Annotated in this window: 14 protein-coding genes; 5 read left to right on the forward strand and 9 right to left on the reverse strand. The window is 71.5% G+C overall.

Annotated features, from left to right (window positions below; translation table 11 throughout):
- Positions 1-135: 135 nt before the first annotated feature.
- A complete protein-coding gene (locus ABD333_RS09420; RefSeq protein WP_344539691.1) occupies positions 136-1,935 on the forward strand; it encodes a glycoside hydrolase family 3 protein in 1,800 nt (599 codons plus the stop codon).
- A gap of 102 nt (positions 1,936-2,037) precedes the next feature.
- Here ABD333_RS09420 and ABD333_RS09425 read toward each other — a convergent pair whose 3' ends face one another.
- Positions 2,038-3,213, reverse strand: coding sequence for an acyl-CoA dehydrogenase family protein (locus tag ABD333_RS09425; RefSeq protein WP_344539692.1), 1,176 nt, complete (start codon positions 3,211-3,213; stop codon positions 2,038-2,040).
- An 82-nt stretch (positions 3,214-3,295) separates the two neighbouring features.
- Here ABD333_RS09425 and ABD333_RS09430 point away from each other — a divergent pair, with 82 nt between their 5' ends.
- Both ABD333_RS09430 and ABD333_RS09435 read left to right on the forward strand, forming a co-directional pair.
- Positions 3,296-4,447, forward strand: a complete 1,152-nt coding sequence (locus ABD333_RS09430; RefSeq protein WP_344539693.1) for a CaiB/BaiF CoA transferase family protein — start codon at positions 3,296-3,298, stop codon at positions 4,445-4,447.
- A complete protein-coding gene (locus ABD333_RS09435; protein WP_344539695.1) occupies positions 4,444-5,127 on the forward strand; it encodes a GntR family transcriptional regulator in 684 nt (227 codons plus the stop codon). Before ABD333_RS09430 ends, ABD333_RS09435 begins: the two co-directional genes overlap by 4 nt.
- An 87-nt stretch (positions 5,128-5,214) precedes the next feature.
- Here the strand turns inward: ABD333_RS09435 and ABD333_RS09440 are convergent, their stop codons facing one another.
- Positions 5,215-5,937 (reverse strand): MFS transporter, encoded by a 723-nt coding sequence (locus ABD333_RS09440; protein ID WP_344539697.1) that lies wholly within the window; start codon positions 5,935-5,937, stop codon positions 5,215-5,217.
- A 426-nt stretch (positions 5,938-6,363) separates the two neighbouring features.
- Between ABD333_RS09440 and ABD333_RS09445 the strand changes: the two genes are divergently transcribed.
- Positions 6,364-8,196 carry a tetratricopeptide repeat protein gene (locus tag ABD333_RS09445; RefSeq protein WP_344539699.1) on the forward strand — a complete coding sequence of 611 codons (1,833 nt, stop codon included), beginning with the start codon at positions 6,364-6,366 and terminating at the stop codon, positions 8,194-8,196.
- A 19-nt stretch (positions 8,197-8,215) separates the two neighbouring features.
- Here ABD333_RS09445 and ABD333_RS09450 read toward each other — a convergent pair whose 3' ends face one another.
- The 7 genes from ABD333_RS09450 to ABD333_RS09480 all read right to left on the reverse strand — a co-directional run bounded on the left by ABD333_RS09450 (position 8,216) and on the right by ABD333_RS09480 (position 16,383).
- Entirely contained in the window at positions 8,216-8,980 is a 765-nt protein-coding gene (locus tag ABD333_RS09450; protein WP_344539701.1) for a hypothetical protein, read from the reverse strand.
- Positions 8,981-9,083: 103 nt separating this feature from the next.
- Positions 9,084-10,028 carry a polysaccharide lyase family protein gene (locus ABD333_RS09455; protein WP_344539703.1) on the reverse strand — a complete coding sequence of 315 codons (945 nt, stop codon included), beginning with the start codon at positions 10,026-10,028 and terminating at the stop codon, positions 9,084-9,086.
- A 4-nt stretch (positions 10,029-10,032) separates the two neighbouring features.
- Entirely contained in the window at positions 10,033-11,622 is a 1,590-nt protein-coding gene (locus tag ABD333_RS09460; RefSeq protein WP_344539705.1) for an alkaline phosphatase D family protein, read from the reverse strand.
- Positions 11,623-11,712: 90 nt separating this feature from the next.
- Entirely contained in the window at positions 11,713-12,555 is an 843-nt protein-coding gene (locus tag ABD333_RS09465) for a carbohydrate ABC transporter permease (protein ID WP_344539707.1), read from the reverse strand.
- On the reverse strand, positions 12,552-13,643 hold the full coding sequence (locus tag ABD333_RS09470; protein ID WP_344539709.1) for a carbohydrate ABC transporter permease: 1,092 nt from the start codon (positions 13,641-13,643) through the stop codon (positions 12,552-12,554). The genes ABD333_RS09465 and ABD333_RS09470 overlap by 4 nt, the downstream gene beginning before the upstream one ends.
- A gap of 41 nt (positions 13,644-13,684) precedes the next feature.
- Positions 13,685-14,980, reverse strand: a complete 1,296-nt coding sequence (locus ABD333_RS09475; protein WP_344539711.1) for an ABC transporter substrate-binding protein — start codon at positions 14,978-14,980, stop codon at positions 13,685-13,687.
- Complete coding sequence (locus ABD333_RS09480) at positions 14,977-16,383, reverse strand: Gfo/Idh/MocA family protein (RefSeq protein ID WP_344539712.1); 1,407 nt, start codon at positions 16,381-16,383, stop codon at positions 14,977-14,979. Before ABD333_RS09480 ends, ABD333_RS09475 begins: the two co-directional genes overlap by 4 nt.
- A gap of 103 nt (positions 16,384-16,486) precedes the next feature.
- Here ABD333_RS09480 and ABD333_RS09485 point away from each other — a divergent pair, with 103 nt between their 5' ends.
- Positions 16,487-17,650 carry an ROK family transcriptional regulator gene (locus tag ABD333_RS09485; protein WP_344539714.1) on the forward strand — a complete coding sequence of 388 codons (1,164 nt, stop codon included), beginning with the start codon at positions 16,487-16,489 and terminating at the stop codon, positions 17,648-17,650.
- Positions 17,651-17,680: the final 30 nt, after the last annotated feature.

Below are 17,680 nucleotides of genomic sequence, written 5' to 3' on the forward strand. Positions count from 1 at the left end.
GCGAGCGTGTCCGGATGCGGCCATTGCACGGTCGCGGCGATCGACTTACGTTCCTTTTGTTGAGTGGGACAACGTATTCCGGAGCCGGAGGCGACGATGCACCGCAGACCATCCCGGACGCTCACGGTCGGCCTGATGACGACGTTCCTCCTGGGCGGTGGTGCCGTCACGGGGGTTCGGGCGGCGGGTGCGGCGACCCACTTCGACACGCGCAAGCCCGTACGGGAACGGGTCGAGGCGCTGCTCAAGCGGATGAGCCTGGACGAGAAGATCGGCCAGATGACGCAGCCCGAGCGGCAGGCCGTCACCGGCGACGACATCACCCGCTACCGCATCGGCTCGCTGCTGTCGGGCGGCGGGTCCACGCCGACGCCCAACACGCCCGAGGCGTGGGCCGACATGACCGACGCGTTCCAGCGGCAGGCGCTCGCCACACCGCTGAAGGTGCCGCTGATCTACGGCGTGGACGCGGTGCACGGGCACAACAACGTGGTCGGCGCGACGATCTTCCCGCACAACATCGGGCTCGGCGCGACGCGCGATCCCGGGCTCGTGCGCAGGATCGGGCGGGCCACCGCGGAGGAGGTCACCGGGACGGGGCCGGACTGGACGTTCGCGCCGTGCCTGTGCGTGGCGCGCAACGACCGGTGGGGGCGGACGTACGAGTCGTTCGGCGAGGTGCCGGAGCTGCCGTCGGCGATGTCGACGATCGTGGAGGGGTTCCAGGGGCGGCGGCTGGACGGCCGTGCCTCCATCCTGGCGACGGCCAAGCACTATGTGGGTGACGGCGGGACGACCGGGGGCGTCGACCAGGGCGACACGCAGGTGTCCGAGGCCGAGCTGCGGCGGGTCCACCTGCCGCCGTTCCGGGCCGCGGTGCGCCGCGGGGTCGGGTCGGTGATGATCTCGTTCAACTCGTGGAACGGCGTGAAGCTGCACGGGCACCGCTACCTCATCACCGATGTGCTCAAGCGGGAGCTGGGCTTCTCCGGGTTCGTGATCTCCGACTGGAACGGCATCGACCAGATCGACGGGCAGCCCGGATTCACCGCGGCCGAGGTCACCACGGCGATCAACGCCGGACTCGACATGATCATGGTGCCGTACGACTGGAAGCGCTTCATCGAGGTCCTGCGCGGCGAGGTGCAGGCGGGACGGGTCCCGATGGCCCGCATCGACGACGCCAACCGGCGCATCCTCACCAAGAAGTTCGAGCTCGGCCTGTTCGAGCGGCCGCTCGCCGACCGGCGGTACCTGGACACGGTCGGCAGTGACCGGCACCGGGCGCTCGCGCGGCACGCGGCGGCCAGGTCGCAGGTGCTGCTCAAGAACGCGGGGAACGTGCTGCCGCTGAGGCGGAACAACAACAAGATCTTCGTGGCGGGCAAGAGCGCGGACGACATCGGCATCCAGACCGGCGGCTGGACGATCACGTGGCAGGGCGCGCCCGGCGCGATCACGCCGGGGACCACGATCCTGCAGGGCATCCGCCAGAACGCCGGACGGAACACCACGGTGACCTATGACAAGGAAGGCGACGGCATCGACGGCTCCTACAAGGCGGCGGTCGCGGTCGTCGGCGAACTGCCGTACGCGGAGTTCATGGGCGACCGGCCCGGCGCGATGGGTCTCGACGACGCCGACCTGGCGGCGATCGCCAAGCTGCGCGCGTCCGGCGTGCCGGTGATCGTGGTCCTCGTGTCAGGACGGCCGCTCGACATCGCCGCCGAGCTGCCGAAGTGGAACGCGTTGCTGGAGGCATGGCTGCCGGGCACCGAGGGACGCGGCGTCGCGGACGTGCTGTTCGGCCTCGCGCGGCCGACCGGCAAGCTGCCGGTGACCTGGATGAAGAGCGCCGGCCAGCAGCCCATCAACCGGGGCGACGGCAAGGACCCGCTGTTCCCGTTCGGCTACGGGCTCACCTACAGGCGCTGACACGCGAACACGGCAAACACGCGAACACGATGAACGCGCGAACACGATGAACGCGCGAACACCCTCGCCGTGCCGTCGAAGCCGGCACGGCGAGGGCTCGCGTCAGCGGAAGGCCGCCTCGCCCGTCAGCGTGCGGCCGATCACGAGGGTGTGCACCTCGCTGGTGCCCTCGTACGTCAGCACCGACTCCAGGTTGTTGGCGTGCCGCAGGACGGGATATTCGAGCGTGATCCCGTTGGCGCCCAGGATCGTGCGGCACTGGCGGGCGATGTCGAGGGCCTCGCGCACGTTGTTGAGCTTGCCCAGGCTGACCCGTTCGGGCGAGAGCTCGCCGGAGTCCTTGAGCCGCCCCAGGTGAAGCGCGAGGAGCATGCCCTTGCCGAGCTCCAGCGTCATGTCGGCCAGCTTCTGCTGAGTGAGCTGGTACGAGGAGAGCGAACGGGCGAACACCTCGCGTTCGGCGGCGTACGACAGCGCGGTCTCCAGGCAGTCGCGGGCCGCGCCGATCGCGCCGAAGATGATGCCGAAGCGGGCCTCGTTGAGGCAGCCGAGCGGGCCGGACAGGCCGCGCGCCTCGGGCAGCATCGCGTCGGCGGGGAGCCGGACCGCGTCGAGCACGAGCTCGCTGGTCACGCTGGCGCGCAGCGACAGCTTCTTCTTGATGTCGGGAGCGGAGAAGCCCGGGGTGCCGGTGGGCACCAGGAAGCCGCGCACGCCCTTGTCGGTCCGCGCCCAGACGACCGCGACGTCGGCCACCGAGCCGTTCGTGATCCACATCTTGGTGCCGTTCAGCACCCAGTCGGTGCCCTGGCGCTTGGCGGTCGTGCGCATCGAGCCGGGGTCGGAGCCCGCGTCCGGCTCGGTCAGCCCGAAGCAGCCGATCGTGTCTCCGGCCGCCATGCCGGGAAGCCACTGGCGCTTCTGCTCCTCCGATCCGTACTTCCAGATCGCGTACATGGCGAGCGAGCCCTGCACCGACACCAGGCTGCGCAGACCCGAGTCGACGGCCTCCAGTTCGAGGCAGGCCAGCCCGTACGAGACGGCGTTGGTGCCCGCGCAGCCGTAGCCCTCCAGGTGCATGCCGAGGACACCGATCTCGCCTAGCCGCTTCGCCAGCTCTCGCGCGGGGATGGCGCCCTCCTCGAACCAGTCCGCGACGTGGGGGCGCAGCTCGCGTTCGCCCATCGTGCGCACGGTGCGCTGGATCTCCAGCTCCTCGCCGGACAGCAGCCCGCCGATCCCGAAGAGCTCGAACGGGTGGACAGGCGACGACGTCATCGGATGCCTCCTCGGCTTATTTTGGATCCAGTATTGGATATTAGAATGACGCGGGACCGCGCGTCGACCCTGCGGAGGCCTGATGGGATCACTGGACGGCATCGTCGTCGCCGACTTCAGCCGCGTGCTGGCCGGGCCGTACGCGACCATGCTGCTCGCCGACCTCGGCGCCGACGTGATCAAGATCGAACGGCCCGGTACCGGGGACGACACCCGCGCCTGGGGGCCGCCGCGCGCCGCCGGGGAGGCGACCTACTTCCTGGCCGTCAACCGCAACAAACGGTCGATCACCCTCGATCTGCGCGACGAGCGCGACCGCGCGACCGCGCACGCCATCGTCGCCCGCGCCGACGTCCTGATCGAGAACTTCCGGCCGGGCACGATGGACCGGCTCGGCTTCGGCTACGAGCGGCTCCGCACGTCCCACCCCGGGCTCGTCTACTGCTCGGTGACCGGCTTCGGCGCCGCCGAGGGCGCCCGGCTCGCCGGCTACGACCTGCTCGTGCAGGCCATGGGCGGCCTGATGAGCGTGACCGGCGAGCCCGGCGGCGACGGCACCAAGGCGGGCGTCGCGCTGGTCGACGTGATCACCGGTCTGCACGCGGGCCTCGGCATCCTGGCCGCGCTCCGGCACCGGGACCGGACGGGAGAGGGCCAGCGGGTGGAGGTGGCCCTGCTCACCTCGCTCCTGTCAGCGCTCACCAACCAGGCGTCGGCGTACGTGGCGGCCGGAGTCGTGCCGCAGGCCATGGGCAACGGCCATCCGAGCGTCGCGCCGTACGAGGTGTTCTCGGCCAAAGACCGGCCGCTCGTCCTGGCCGTCGGCAACGACCGGCAGTTCGGCGTGCTGTGCGAGCGGCTCGGCCTTCCCGGGCTGGCCTCCGACGAACGTTTCGCCACCAACTCCGCGCGCGTCGCCCACAGGGAGGAGCTGGTGGCCGCGCTGTCGGGGCCGCTGGCCGCCCGGACGGCGGATGAGTGGTTCACCGAGCTGACCGGGGCCGGGGTGCCGTGCGGGCCGATCAACGATCTCGCCGCCGCGTTCGAGCTGGCCGGCCGGCTCGGCCTGGACGCCGCGCTCCGCCTCGCCGACCCCCGCCGGGACGAACCCGTCGGCCAGGTCGCCAACCCGATCACGATGAGTGCCACGCCGCCCGTCTACCGGACCGCGCCGCCGAGGCTGGGCGAGGATACCGGGGACGTGCTCGCCGAACTCGAAGGGCCGCCGCGATGACCTCCGACCTGACCCGTCCGGCGAGCCTGGCCTCGCGGCCCCGGCGGCCGCCGACCGCGCAGCAGTTCGTGCTGGCCGAGCTGCGCCGCGCGATCACCACCGGCGAGCTGCGGCCGGGCGCGCCGATCCGCCAGGACGCGCTGGCCGAGCGGCTGGAGGTGAGCCGGGTGCCGCTGCGCGAGGCGCTCAAGATCCTCGAAGGCGAGGGCCTGGTCGTGCACGAGGCACACCGGGGCTACTTCGTCGCCGTGCTGTCCATGGCCGACCTGCGGGAGATCTACCGCATCCGCGAGCTGCTGGAGGCCGAGGCGGTCCGCGTCGCCGCCGCCCACCTGACCCCGGAGGTCCTCGCCGCGCTGGAGGCCGCCCAGGACGAGGTCGAACGGGCCGGGGAGGCCGGGGACGTCGCCGCGATGGCCGCCGCCAACCGGCGTTTCCACTTCCTGCTCTTCGAACGTGCGGGCATGCCGCGCCTCGTCCGCCTGATCACGACGCTGTGGGACTCGACCGACGCCTACCGGTCGCTCTACTACGGCGGCACGCCCAACCGCGAACGCGTCGTCCACGAGCACCGCGCCGTGCTCGCCGCCATCCGCGACGGCGACGCCGACGCCGCCGTCACCTGGCTCGACCGCCACCGCGCCCACGCGGTGAGCACGCTCCAGGACGTCCTGGAATGAAGACGCCCGGCCGTCGTCAGGTCCTCGGGCTCGCCGCGGTGCTTCCGCTGCTCCCCGGATGTTCGGGCGACTCGGAGCCGCGCCGGCTCACGCTCGCGAGCGGGCCGGTGAACGGGCCGCACGCCGTCTTCGGCCAACGGCTCGCGGACGTGCTGAAGCGGCGCGGCGACGGGATCGTCCTCCAGGTCCGCACCACGTCGGCGAGCGCGGCCACGACGAGATGGGTGTAGTTGAGGTAGACGCGCGCCAACGCCGTGACCGGCTGCGGCGACGGGAACGGGCCGAGACCCACGACCGCGTCCGCGTCCGCCGCGCTGTCGCCCAGCCCCATGGCCAGGTCGGCTTGCCCGGAGCCGACGTCTCGGTGAGGTAGGTGGCGCTCGCCGCGTACTCGCCGCCGACCGACAGGCCCTGCAGCAGCCGCGCCACCAGCAGTACGGCGGCGCCGAAGTAGCCGACCTGCGCGTACGTCGGCGCGACGGCGATGAGCAGCGCGCTGGCCGACATCAGCGTGACCGTCGCGGTCAGGGCGGCCTTGCGGCCCTTGCGGTCGCCCAGCCGGCCCAGCAGCCAGCCGCCCACCGGCCGCATGAAGAAGCCGACCGCGAAGATGCCCATCGTGTTGAGGAGTTGCGCGGTGGAGTTGCCTTTGGGGAAGAACGCCGAGGCGAAGTAGACGGCGAAGCTGGAGTAGACGAACCAGTCGTACCACTCGACGAGGTTGCCGATCGAGCCGCCGACGAGCGCCCTCCACGGGCTGCGCGCCGGTCTCGGGCGGTCGTTCGGGGTACCGGAGAGCGTCGTCGTCACCGGGCTCCTCCTGCTGTTCTCGGGGTGGGCTGGAGTGACCTGCGTCACCAGAGGACACCGCAGCTTCACCGAGGTCACAAGGCCCGTACAAGCGCAGGCGGCCAGATCTAACCTGCTCTTAACACTCGTGGGCGGAGCGATCGTCAACTTTTCTGTCAAGGCCCTCCTGGTGTCCGAATCAGGCCACATGACCGGTTACTGAATGTGGCAGGTGTTCACGCATGATGGTCTGCGTTCGCAAGTTATCCACCAGGGAGGGGCTGCGGGTGAAGAAGATCATCGTGCACCGCACGGGCACCGTCGCGATGAGGGGGCCGGCCAGCGCCAAGCACTTCGGCTGACCGCATCCGCGAGACCGGCTTCCGCGGCGCGTGGTTGGGCCGCGCCGCGGAAGCCTTCCCGTTCCGTACCTGTGGAGGCTTTCGCGTGAACCGCGATCGTGTCGTCAGGATCAGCGCCGACCGCCGGTTGCGCGGCCCGTACACGGCAGGCGGCGCCCTGTTGCACACCCTCGTGCCCGAGGCGCTCGACATCGCGCCGGCGGCGGTGGCCGAGCACGACATCGAGATCCGCACGGTGGCCCCTGACCTGCGCGACCGTGTGCACGCCCGGCGGCAGCCGATCTCCGCGCACCGGCCGCGGGCCGAGCGCATCCTGGTCCCCGCGCCGCGCCGGACGTTGCGCGTCGCCAACGGCGTCGCCGAGTTCGTCCGTGACCACCTGGCCCGGTCCGGTCCGCTGACCGTCGAGCTGCTGGACCACGCCGAGGCCGACCCGGCCGACCGCGAGCTCGTCGCCGTGCTGCGCCGCCGCGTCCCGTCCGAACTGCTCACGATCACCACGTTGCGGCGCACCGGCGCCCCGCCCGGCCCGGAGCCGACCCCCCGCGAGCATGACCTGCGGGCGGACGGGCTGGTCGCGCAGGGCCTGATCGGACCGAGGCTCGGCGCCGTGCCGTGGCACCGCGAACGCGGGACCGATCCACGGCGCGCGGCCGAGGCTTACCGATTCGCCACTGAGTGGTGTCTGGAGCAGGGATGCCATCACTCGGTCGCCGAACTCGGACTGCGCGGCCTCGCGCTCGCGGACCCCGACGACGCGCCCGAGACCTGGTGGGGCCTGGTGCACGACACCGCCATCGCGCTCGGTGCGCTGGGCCGTGAGGACGAGGCGGAACGGATCCTGATGGAGGCCCGGGAACGTACCACCTCGCCGCTGTGGCATTCCACGATCGCCTACACGCTGGCGATGCACGCCACGCGCCACCACGACCCGGCGTGCCGCGACCTCGACGCCGCGCTCGGCTGGATCAACACGGGCATCGCGCTGTGCGGCCTGCTGCCGGGCCCGGCCGAGCGCGCGGTCAAGCTCGGCTTCGATCTCAACGGCAAGGCACTGATCGAGACACGGCGCGGCCGTCCCGAGTGCGCGCTGGACCTGGTCGAGGAGGCCATCGACCTGGCCGGCCGCGACCTGCCGGACGACGCCCAGCCGGTCCACAAGATGGTGCTGCGGGCCAACCGGGCCCAGCTGTACGACCTGCTCGGGCGGACCGCCGACGGCCTGCGCGAGTGGGACGCGGTGATCGCCGCCGACCCGGCGTACCCCGACTACTACATCGACCGCGGCAACCTGCTCTACAAGCTCGGCCGCGTGGCCGAGGCGGTCGCCGACTACGAGACGGCGATGGAGGCCGGGCCGCCGTTTCCCGAGCCCTACTTCAACCGTTCGCAGGCCAGGTTCGCCGCGGGCGACCTCACCGGTGCGCTCGCCGACCTCGACCATGCCCTCGAACTCGACCCCGGATTCGCCGAGGCGCATCCCAACCGGGCCGGCATCCTGGTCGCGCTCGACCGGTACGACGAGGCGCGGGCGGCCTGCGACGCGGGGCTGGCCGTCACCCCGGACGACCCCTACCTGCTCTGCGCGCTCGGCCAAGTGGAGACCGCGGCGGGCCGCCACGGGCCGGCCCGCGAGGCCCTCGACCGGGCGCTCGCGCAGGACGCGGCGATGGCCGCCGCGTGGGCGTGCCGGGGCGTGCTCGCGTTCGCGACGGGCGACTCCGCCGCCGCCGTGCGCGATCTGAGCCGGGCCCTGGAGCTCACCGACGAGGCGGACGCCGAGACGCCGGCGCTGCTGTTCAACCGCGCGCTGGCACTGCGCGCCGCGGGCCGGGAGGACGAGGCGCGGGCCGATCTGGAACGGGCCGGCAAACTGGCGCCGGGCGACGAGGAGATCCAGCAGGCGCTTGCGACGTGACGGTCATCGTGGCCGCGCGTCAGCTCGGCTCGATCGGGAACGCTTCCCACCGCGAGTCGGCGACCAGAGTACGGATCAGCTCGGCGCTGCCGCCCACATACGTCCAGTCCAGGTCGATGTCGGTCGCCACGCACCAGGCGCGGTCGTCCGGCCAGAAGAGGTTCGGCGACTGGGGGAAGAAGAAGTGGCTTCGGGTGGCCGCCCCCAGCGTCCGCGCCGCCTCCAGCGGGCCGGTGAGCACGTAATAGTCGCGCGTCGGCACCTGGATCAGGGGGGCGCTTCGCAGGTCGCCCTCGAACGTCACGCGAAGCGGGTCCGGGTCCGGCGCGGGCACCTGCACCGGATCGCCCTCCTCGCTCGCGATGGACACGACGGACGAGCCGGCGTCCTCATCGTTCAGCCAGCCGAAGCCATCCCACAGGCAGAACCAGCACCGTTCGGACGTCGTGGTGTGCGCGGCCAGCACCTCGCACAGGTGCGGCAACAGCTCCATCGGGAAGGACCCGTTCTCCGGGGGTTCGTCCCATGGCCTGGGTCCCGTCCCGCCGCCGCGAACGGGCTTGGAGATCTCCTCGAAGTACGAACGCGCATGCAGTTCGCGCCCCGCCCATTCGGCCACGCCCGCCCACCGGACAGGCTGCTCCGACTCGTCCAGCGCCGGGTGCACAACGCGGGCGTAGGCGTCGAACACCTCGGGCATCTCCAGCTCACCGATGCCCTGTTCGAGCCATCGCGCCGGAGTCAGGTCGGTGACTAGACGCGCCCGTGCGGAAGTATCGTCCATGAGCCCCACAGCAATGCAGCCTATACAGCGCCCTCTGAAGCGCAATCCGGCCGCGCGCCGTGGTGGCCGCGGGCAGAGCGGCGGCCACCACGGACGGGTTCGTTCAGCGGGTGAAGACGCCCAGGGCGTCGTAGACGTGCCAGGAGCCGATCTTCTTGTCGACGGTGAGGACGTTCTCGCCGGCCTTGAGCGCGGAGGCCGGCAGCACGAGCTCCACATACGACGGCTTGAGGGTGGTGCCGGGCACGGTGGCGTCGCCTTCCACCGAACCCCGCGTGGCGCCCCGTTCCAGCGGCACCTCCTTGATCTGGGTGCCGTTGAGGCCGAGCGTGATCGTTCCGGCGAGGGAGGCGTGCGTGTCCAGCAGCCAGATCGCCAGCCAGGTCTCGGCGGCCGGCACGGCGTCCAGGGTGAAGCGGAAGGTCGCCCGGCTCGGCTTGCTTCCGCCCCAGGAGTCGGACGGGCCGGGCTGGATGTAGCACCAGTCCGTCCCGGGCTTGCTCGTGCCGAACGTGTAGTCCACGCCGTTGGGGAACCTGGTGCGGTACTGCGCCGACAGGTTGGGCGCGAGCGCCAGCTCCAGGCTCTTGTGGTCGAACGCGCCGACGGTCGCGAGCGCCGTGCCGGAGACGGTGACCGATTCGGTGCTGTGCCCGGCGACCTCGGCGGACGGGCGGCTGCGGTTGCCCGCGGCGTCGACCACCACGATCCGGTAGTACCAGTCCTGGCGGCGGCCGCCCATGCGGTCGTGGGCGAACGAGGCGTAGACGGTCTTGGCGATGAGCGTCTCGGGACCGACCTTGAATCCCCGGGTACGCGCGCCGTAGATGGCGTAGTGGTCGACGAACGGCTTGTAGGGGTCGCCTTCCCAGCTCAGCCGGACGCGGCCGATCTCGCTTCTGGCGCGGAGCCGCCGGACGGGCCGGGGACCGGCCGCGGCGGAGGCCTCGGCGGGCAGGACGGCGAGGGGCGCCGCTGTGACGGCGGTGGCGGCGAGGCCGAGGGCCGTACGGCGGGCCAAGGGCTTGTTCCGCTTGTTCTCGGTCATCTCATCACACCTCTCGCGTCAGGCCGGGCTTGCCGGCCTCGGTGACGAAGCGGGCCGCGGTGGTGACCGGGGCGCCGGGACGGCTGACGAACTCGACGCGACGGAACTCCGAGGTGAGGGTCGTCGGCGTCATGCGGCCGGTGACGTAGCCGCGGCGGGCGTTGTAGAACTTCACGTGCGGGTTGGCCAGCCACAGCTTGGCGTAGGCGTCGCTCTCGGCGCCGTCGCCGTCGGAGCCGACCGAGCTGCAGACCAGTTCGGTGCCGATGGCGGGGGAGTCGGGGTTCTTCCAGTCGGCCTTGAGCTCGGCGGCGACCGCGCGGTGGATGTCGCCCGACAGCACCACCGGGTTGGCGATCTTGTGCTTGCGGAACGCGTTCCACAGGCGGTCGCGGTTGGCCGGGAAGCCGTCCCACATGTCGTTGCTGTAGAGCTGCCCCGGGCCGGTGTCACGGTCGATCTCGGCCATGACGACGCCGGTGGCGAGGATGTTCCAGGTGGCGTTCGACCTGCCGAGGCCGTCGTAGAGCCACTTCTCCTGCTTCGCGCCCAGGATCGAGCGCTTCGGGTCGTGCCGCTCCGGCGAGTCGTCGATCACGGCGCCCGCCGGGTAGACGTCGCGGTACTGCCGGTTGTCGAGCATGTCGATCTGGGCGAGCCGTCCCCACCTGAACCGCTGGTACAGCGCGAGGTCGGGGCCGTGCGGCTTGACCGTGCTGCGCAGCGGGAGGTTCTCGTAGAACGCCCGGTAGGCGACGGCGCGGCGGCGCAGGAAGTCGGCGGGCGGGATGCCCGTCTCCGACCACTCGTCGGCGTGGTTGTTCTGGACCTCGTGGTCGTCGGTGGTGAACACCCACGGCGCGGCGGCGTGCGCGGCCTGCAGATGGGCGTCGGCCTTGAAGAGCGAGTAGCGGAGCCGGTACTGCTCCAGCGTCACGATCTCGGTGCCGTGCTCGGGCCCGAGCGGCAGCGGCTCCTGGCGCCACCAGTTGGTCTTGGTGATGCCGTACTCGTAGATGTAGTCGCCGAGGAAGAGGACCAGGTCGAGATCCTGCTTGGCCATGTCCTGGTAGGCGGTGAAGTGCCCGTGGTACCAGGCGGCGCAGGACGCCGAGCCGAAGCGCAGCTCGGTGGGCATGGAACGGGGGTCGGGCGCGGTGCGGGTGCGGCCGACCGGGCTGATCTCGTTGCCGGCGCGGAAGCGGTAGAAGTACTCGCGGCCAGGCCGCAGCCCGTGCACCTCGGCGTGCACCGAGTGGGCCAGCTCCGGCGTGGCGAGAGCCTGGCCCCGCTTGACCACTTTCGTGAACGCCGCGTCCTCCGCGACCTCGTACCGCACGGTGTAGGGACGCCGGGGCATCCCGCCGTGGCCGTCGGCTTCGAGCGGCTTGGGCGCGAGCCGTGTCCACAGGACGACGCCGTCGGGCCACGGGTCGCCGGACGCGACGCCGAGGCCGAACGGATCGCTCGGTACCTTGCCGCCGACGTTCTCGTCGGCGGCGGCGTGCCCGGTGCCGAGCGCGAACGCGGCGCCGCTGACGCCGGTCATCGCGAGGAACGAACGGCGCCCGGGGGCGGGCAGGGGTGATCTCATGCGTGGTACTCCAGAGGGGATTGGGCCCGATCAAGGCAGCCTGGAGGGAACGATGAAACGACAGGTGAAGCCGGGTCTAGCGGAAAATGATCACTTGAGGCCGCCGGAGGTGAGCCCGGCGACGATGCGGCGCTGGAAGACCAGGACGAGCGCCACCAGCGGCACGGTCACGATGACCCCGGCCGCCATCTGCGTCCCGAACGGCTGGTCGAAGCCGTGCTGGCCGGTGAACTGGGCCACGATCACGTTGGCGGTCTTGGTGGACTGCTCGTTGACCATGCTCACCGCGATCATGTACTCGTTCCAGGCCACCACGAACGTGATGATCGCGGTGGTGAAGACGCCCGGCGCGGCCAGTGGCAGGATGACCCGCCGGAACGCCTGGCCCGCCGTGCAGCCGTCCACCATCGCCGCCTGCTCCAGCTCGAACGGGAGCTGCCGGAAGAAGACGGTCAGGTTCCACACCGCGAGCGGCAGCGCGAACGACAGGTTGGGCACGATCATCGCCTGGTAGGTGTTGATCCAGCCGATGTCGGTGAACAACCTCAGCAGCGGCACGATGAGCAGGCTCACCGGGAACATCGAGGTCGACACGATCAGCGCCAGCACCAGCCGCTTGAACGGGAACTCCAGCCGGGCCAGCGCGTACGCGGCCGACACCCCGACGATCAGGGTGAGCACGGTGGTCAGCCCGGCCACGACGAGGCTGTTGACGAGCGCCCGGACGAAGCCGTTGTCGGCGTCGAACACCGCCCGGTAGTTCTCCAGCGACCACGGCCGCGGCAGCGGCGACATGTCGAGGATGTCGTTGGTGCGGCGGAGGCTGGAGACGACCATCCAGTAGAACGGCGCGAGGCAGAACACCACGACGGCGATCATGGTCAGCGGGTCGGTGAGCCGCTTCAGCCCGCGCTGTCCTTCCCTGCGGCTCATTTCGCGGTGCCCCTTCCGAATCGGGCTGTACGTCGGGAGGTGTGGGGGGTTGTCCCCCCTCGGGGGATAAAGTCCGCGCCGAGTAGGCGGACGAAGACGTACGCGGCGAAGATGATGTAGACGAACAGGGCGATCGCGCAGGCCGCAGCCGGGCCGAACCGCAGGTTCATCGCCTCGTCCCAGGCCAGCTGCGACAGCGTCTCCACCGACGGCTTGCGGGTGCCGATGAGCACCTGCGGCACGTCGAACATGCGGAGCGAGTCCAGCATCCGGAACATCACCGCCACCAGCAGGGCCGGTTTGACCATGGGCAGCGTGATGTTCCAGAGGCGCTGCCACGCGTTCGCCCCGTCCACCCGCGCCGCCTCGTACACCTCCTGCGGGATGATCTGCAGCCCCGCCAGGACGAGCAGCGCGACGAACGGCGCGGTCTTCCAGGTGTCGGCCAGGATCACCGCGTACTTGGCGGCGGCGCCGTCGGCCGTCCAGAGCACCTCGCGGCCGAGCACGGCGTTGGCCACCCCGTCCGCCGAGAAGATCCACCGCCACAGCAGCGCGGAGATGGCCGTGGGGATCGCCCACGGCACCAGCACGCTCGCCCGGAACAGCGCCCTGCCGCGGAACGCCCGGTGCATCAGCAGCGCCATGCCCAGCCCGAGGAGGGTCTCCAGCACGACGGTCGTGACGGTGAAGAACGAGGTGTTCCAGAGCGCGTTCAGGAACCGGTCGCCGGTCTCGCCCCGGAACAGGTCGGTGTAGTTGCGCGCGCCGCTGAAGCGGGTGCCCTCGACCAGCAGGCCGTCCGCGTCGAGCTCCTCGCTCGTGGTGTGCAGCGAGTCCCACACGGCCACCGCGATCGGGAAGACGATCACGACGCCGAGCACCGCGAGGGTCGGCGACAGCAGGGCGGCCGCCAGCCGCCCCTGGCCGTCCCTGGGGCGGGATCGTCCCCTGCCGGGCCGCCCGCGGATGGCGCGGGCAGGCCCGGCGGGGGACCGCTCCGGCGGCGACCCGGTGGGGCCGGCGCCGGTGCTCGTGGAGGTCGGCCCCGTGCTCGTGGGGGCCGGCCCCGTGCTCTTGGAGGTCAACTGGGCTCCTGTGGTCCGCGTCCGGTGACGGTGGCCGCGGGTCAGTCGGTCAGGCCGGACAGCGCCGTCTGCAGGTCGGCCGAGGCCTGGTCGACGGTCTTCTTACCGCTGATCGCCGCGGTGACGTGGTCCTGGATCGCCGCGCTGACCTCGCTGTACTTCACCGCGACCGGGCGCGACCCGGCGGCCTCCAGCCCCTTCTTCAGGACGGGGAGGTACGGGTAGAGCTTGATCATCTCGGGGTCGTCGTAGAGCGCGGCGCGCGACAGCGGGAACGACTGCTCCTTGCCGTACTCGCGCTGGATGTCCAGGCTCACGATGTAGGCGATGAAGTCACGCGCGGTGGCCTGGTGCTTGGAGAACGCCGACACCGACAGGTTGTTGCCGCCGAGCGTGCCCGAGCCCGGGCCGTCCTTGCCGGGCAGCGGGACGACGTCGAACTTGCCGTTCACCTTGGACGAGCCGTCCTTGGCCGAGGCCATCGCGTACACGTACGCCCAGTTGCGGTGGAAGACGAGCTTGCCGTCCTGGAACGCGCGGCGGCCCTCCTCCTCCTTGAACGTCACGCTCTTGGAGGGGATGGTGCCCTGCTTGAAGCCGTCCACGAGGAACTGCAGACCGGCCTTGGCCTGCGGGGTCGCCACCTGCGGCTTGCCGGAGTCGTCGAAGACCCGCCCGCCCGCCGACTGGACCGCCTCGGAGTAGTTGACCGCGAGGCCCTCGTACTTGTCGTGCTGGCCGGCGTAGCAGTCGACGCCCTTGCCCTGGGAGGTCTTCTTCACCTTGGCGCAGGCGTCGGACAGCTCGGCCCACGTCTTGGGCGGGCTCTTCACCCCGGCCGCCTTCAGCAGGTCCGTGCGGTAGTAGAGGATGCCGGTGCCGGTGAGCCACGGCGCGGCGTACAGCTTGCCGCGGTACTTGCCGGTCTCCAGCGCGGTCGGCAGGAACGTGGACGGGTCGAGCTTGGACTCGTCCAGCGGCAGCACCCAGCGGCGCGCCGCGAACTCGGCCGTCCACACCGCGTCCAGCCGGATCACGTCGTAGGCGTTGGACTTGATCTGCGCGTTCTGGACCAGCTGCTGCCGGGTCTGGTCACCGTCCTCGGGCAGCTCGATGATCCGCACCTTCTCGCTCGGGTGCGCGGTGTTCCACTTGGCGACCAGTTTCTGGATGGTGCCGGTCAGGTCCTTGCCGGTGGCGAACGTGATGGGGCCGCGCGCGTCGTTCGTCGCCGGGGACGAGGAGCCCTTGTCGTCGCTCCCGGATCCACACGCGCCGAGGGCCAGCGCCAGGGCGATCGCGGTGGCCGCGGTACCCGTGAGTCGATTGGTGTTCATTGGGCCGTGCCTTTCGCGGGGGATGCGGAGGGAAGGGAGGGTGTTATGTCTACTACCGTGCCGGATCGACGTGCTCGTTCGGCCGCCCAGACCACCCGGTGGGCGGCCAGGCTCTCGCGCGCGTCGGAGGGCAGGAGGGAGGGGTCGCCGGTGGCGATCGCGGCGATGAACGCGTCGGCGAGGGCGTCGTCGGCGTCGTCGTGGCGGCCGTCGGGCGAACGGTGGTCGTCGGCCGTCTCGACCACCTCCTCCTCGCCGGTGACGAAGTCGCGCAGGGTCAGCCGCGCGCCGTCGCCCTCGATGAAGCCCGCGGTGCCGAAGATGCGGGTCTGGCGCTGCACGTACGGGGTGAACGCCGTCATGGTGAACGCCGCCGTCGCCCCGGACGGGAACTCCAGATTGACGACCTGGTGATCGACCACGTCGTTGTCGGCGGCGTACACGCACCGCCCGTACGGCCCCTCGCGGAGGGCCTCGGTGACCCCGGCCTCGGTGTGGTCGGTGGTCACCACGCTCAGCGGCCAGGCCCGCAGGTCGGGGTCGTCCAGGCAGGACAGGTAGAGCCGCTTGGCCGAATAGGGGCAGGACGACTCGACCTTGCAGTCCAGGCAGCGGTCGGCGGCGCCGGGCGGCCGGTTCTCCGGCCGGAAGTGCGACAGCCGGCCGAACGAGGAGACCCGGGCCGGGACCTCGCCCATCACGTGGATGATCCAGTCGATGTCGTGGCACGACTTGGTCATCAGCATCGGGCCGGACTCGTCCTCGCGCCGCCAGTTGCCGCGCACGTACGAGTGGGCCTGGTGCCACCAGCCGACCGGCTCCAGGTGCTGGATGCTGATCGGGGTGCCGATCCGCCCCGCCGCGATCAGTTCCCTGATCGCTGCCGTGTAGGGCGTATAACGGAGCACGTGACAGACCGCGAGCGTGGAGCCGTTCCGCTCGACGGCCTCCAGGATCGCGGCCGCGTCCGGCTCGTTGGTGGCCATCGGCTTCTCCAGCAGGATGTGGTAGCCGAGGTCGGCGAACCGGATCGCCGGCTCGGCGTGCTCGGCGTCCTGCGTCGCGATGATCACGCCGTCCGCGAGCCGCCCGGCGGCGGCCATCTCGCGCCAGTCGGCGAAGACCCGCTCGGGCGGGATGCCGTGCTCGGCGGCGAACCGCGCGCGCCGCACCGGGTCGGGCTCGGCGACCGCGACCACCGTCGCGCTGTGCTCGCCCGAGGGGGGACGCCCCCCCACGCCCCCCGTCGCGGCTTCGCCGCTGTGCTCGCCCGAGGGAGGACGATCCCCAGGGCTCCCCGGGGCTGCGTCGCCGCGGTGCGCGGTGGCCAGGGCGCGGCGCGCGTACGTGGCGCCCCGGATCCCGGCCCCCGCCACGGCGAGCGTGACCCCCGATGCTCTCATCGCGTCGTGCCTCCTGACCTGCGCCGGTATTTACGAAAGTTCATTTCGTAAGTAGGTTGCGCAATAATGTCCTCGTACCCCTGATCCCTGTCAAGAGGTTCGCGTGTCCGACATCTCTCTCCACGGGGGAGACCCGTCCGTGCTGCGGCGGCTCAACTCCGTGGCCACCCTCCGCGCGCTGCGCGGTGGCGGCGAGCCCGCGCCGTTCGAGCCGACGCTGTCCGAGCTCGCCAGGCAGGTCGGGCTGTCCCGGCCCACCACCGAGGGCGTGCTCGGCGAGCTGGTGGAGCGCGGGCTGGTCGAGGAGGTCGCGCCGCGTTCGGCCGGCCTCGGCCGTCCCGCGCGGCGCTACCGCTTCCGCGCCGAGGCCGGCCACGCGCTCGGCATGGAGATCGAGTCGCACCGCGCCCGGATCTTCGTCGCCGACCTCGACGGCGAGGTCGTCGGCGGGCACAGCGTGGACCTGGACGTGGGCTGGGAGCCGCCCGAGCGGCTCGCGGCCGTCCGTGCCGCGGTGAAGACCTGCCTGGCGCGGGCCGGGGTCGAACGCTCGGCGCTGTGGGCCGTGGCCGCCGGGACCCCGGGCGTGATCGCCCCGGACGGCACCGTGGCGATCTGCACGGTCGTGCCGGGCTGGCAGGGGCTGCACCTGGCCCGCGAGCTCGGCCGGTCGTTCTCCTGCCCGGTGTACGTCGAGAACGACGCCAACCTGGCCACCGTCGCCGAACGCTGGCGCGGGGTGGCCAAGGACGTCGACGACGTGATCTACGTGCTGGCCCAGCTGCACACCGGCATGGGCGCGATCATCAACGGCCGGCTGCACCGGGGCCGCTGGGGCGCGGCCGGCGAGGTCGGCATGCTGCCCGAGCTGGGCCTGCGCGACACCACCGCCGCCCTGTCCGGCGCGATGACGCCCGCGGGCCCCGGCGGGACCCGCGACGAGGGCGCCGGACGCGTTCTGGACGCGGCCATGAGCGGCGACCCCGAGGCGGTCGCGCTGGTGGAGCGGCTCGCCGCCCGCATGGCGCGCGGCATCGCCGCCATGGCGCTCGCCCTGGACCCCGAGATGATCGTGATCGGCGGCGAGCTGACCCACGCCGGGGACCGGCTCGTCGAGGAACTGCGGCGGCACATCCGCCCGCTGTGCCTCGGCCCCACCCGGATCGAGGCCTCGGCGCTGGGCGAGGAGGCGGTGGGCCTGGGCGCCGTGCGCCTCGCCCTGGACCACATCGACGAACGCCTCTTCAGCATCGAGACGGTCCAATAGGATCAAGGGCTCGGCGCCGTTGACGGCGGC

The organism is Actinomadura fulvescens, from assembly GCF_039533225.1.
Taxonomy (GTDB): Bacteria; Actinomycetota; Actinomycetes; order Streptosporangiales; family Streptosporangiaceae; genus Spirillospora; species Spirillospora fulvescens.

Coding starts and splice junctions, on each gene's coding strand:
- ABD333_RS09425 (WP_344539692.1), bottom strand. CDS start 3,213: ATGACGTCGTCGCCTGTCCACCCGTTCGAGCTCTTCGGGATCGGCGGG.
- ABD333_RS09450 (WP_344539701.1), bottom strand. CDS start 8,980: ATGGACGATACTTCCGCACGGGCGCGTCTAGTCACCGACCTGACTCCG.
- ABD333_RS09430 (WP_344539693.1), top strand. CDS start 3,296: ATGGGATCACTGGACGGCATCGTCGTCGCCGACTTCAGCCGCGTGCTG.
- ABD333_RS09475 (WP_344539711.1), bottom strand. CDS start 14,980: ATGAACACCAATCGACTCACGGGTACCGCGGCCACCGCGATCGCCCTG.
- ABD333_RS09435 (WP_344539695.1), top strand. CDS start 4,444: ATGACCTCCGACCTGACCCGTCCGGCGAGCCTGGCCTCGCGGCCCCGG.
- ABD333_RS09420 (WP_344539691.1), top strand. CDS start 136: ATGACGACGTTCCTCCTGGGCGGTGGTGCCGTCACGGGGGTTCGGGCG.
- ABD333_RS09480 (WP_344539712.1), bottom strand. CDS start 16,383: ATGAGAGCATCGGGGGTCACGCTCGCCGTGGCGGGGGCCGGGATCCGG.
- ABD333_RS09465 (WP_344539707.1), bottom strand. CDS start 12,555: ATGAGCCGCAGGGAAGGACAGCGCGGGCTGAAGCGGCTCACCGACCCG.
- ABD333_RS09455 (WP_344539703.1), bottom strand. CDS start 10,028: ATGACCGAGAACAAGCGGAACAAGCCCTTGGCCCGCCGTACGGCCCTC.
- ABD333_RS09460 (WP_344539705.1), bottom strand. CDS start 11,622: ATGAGATCACCCCTGCCCGCCCCCGGGCGCCGTTCGTTCCTCGCGATG.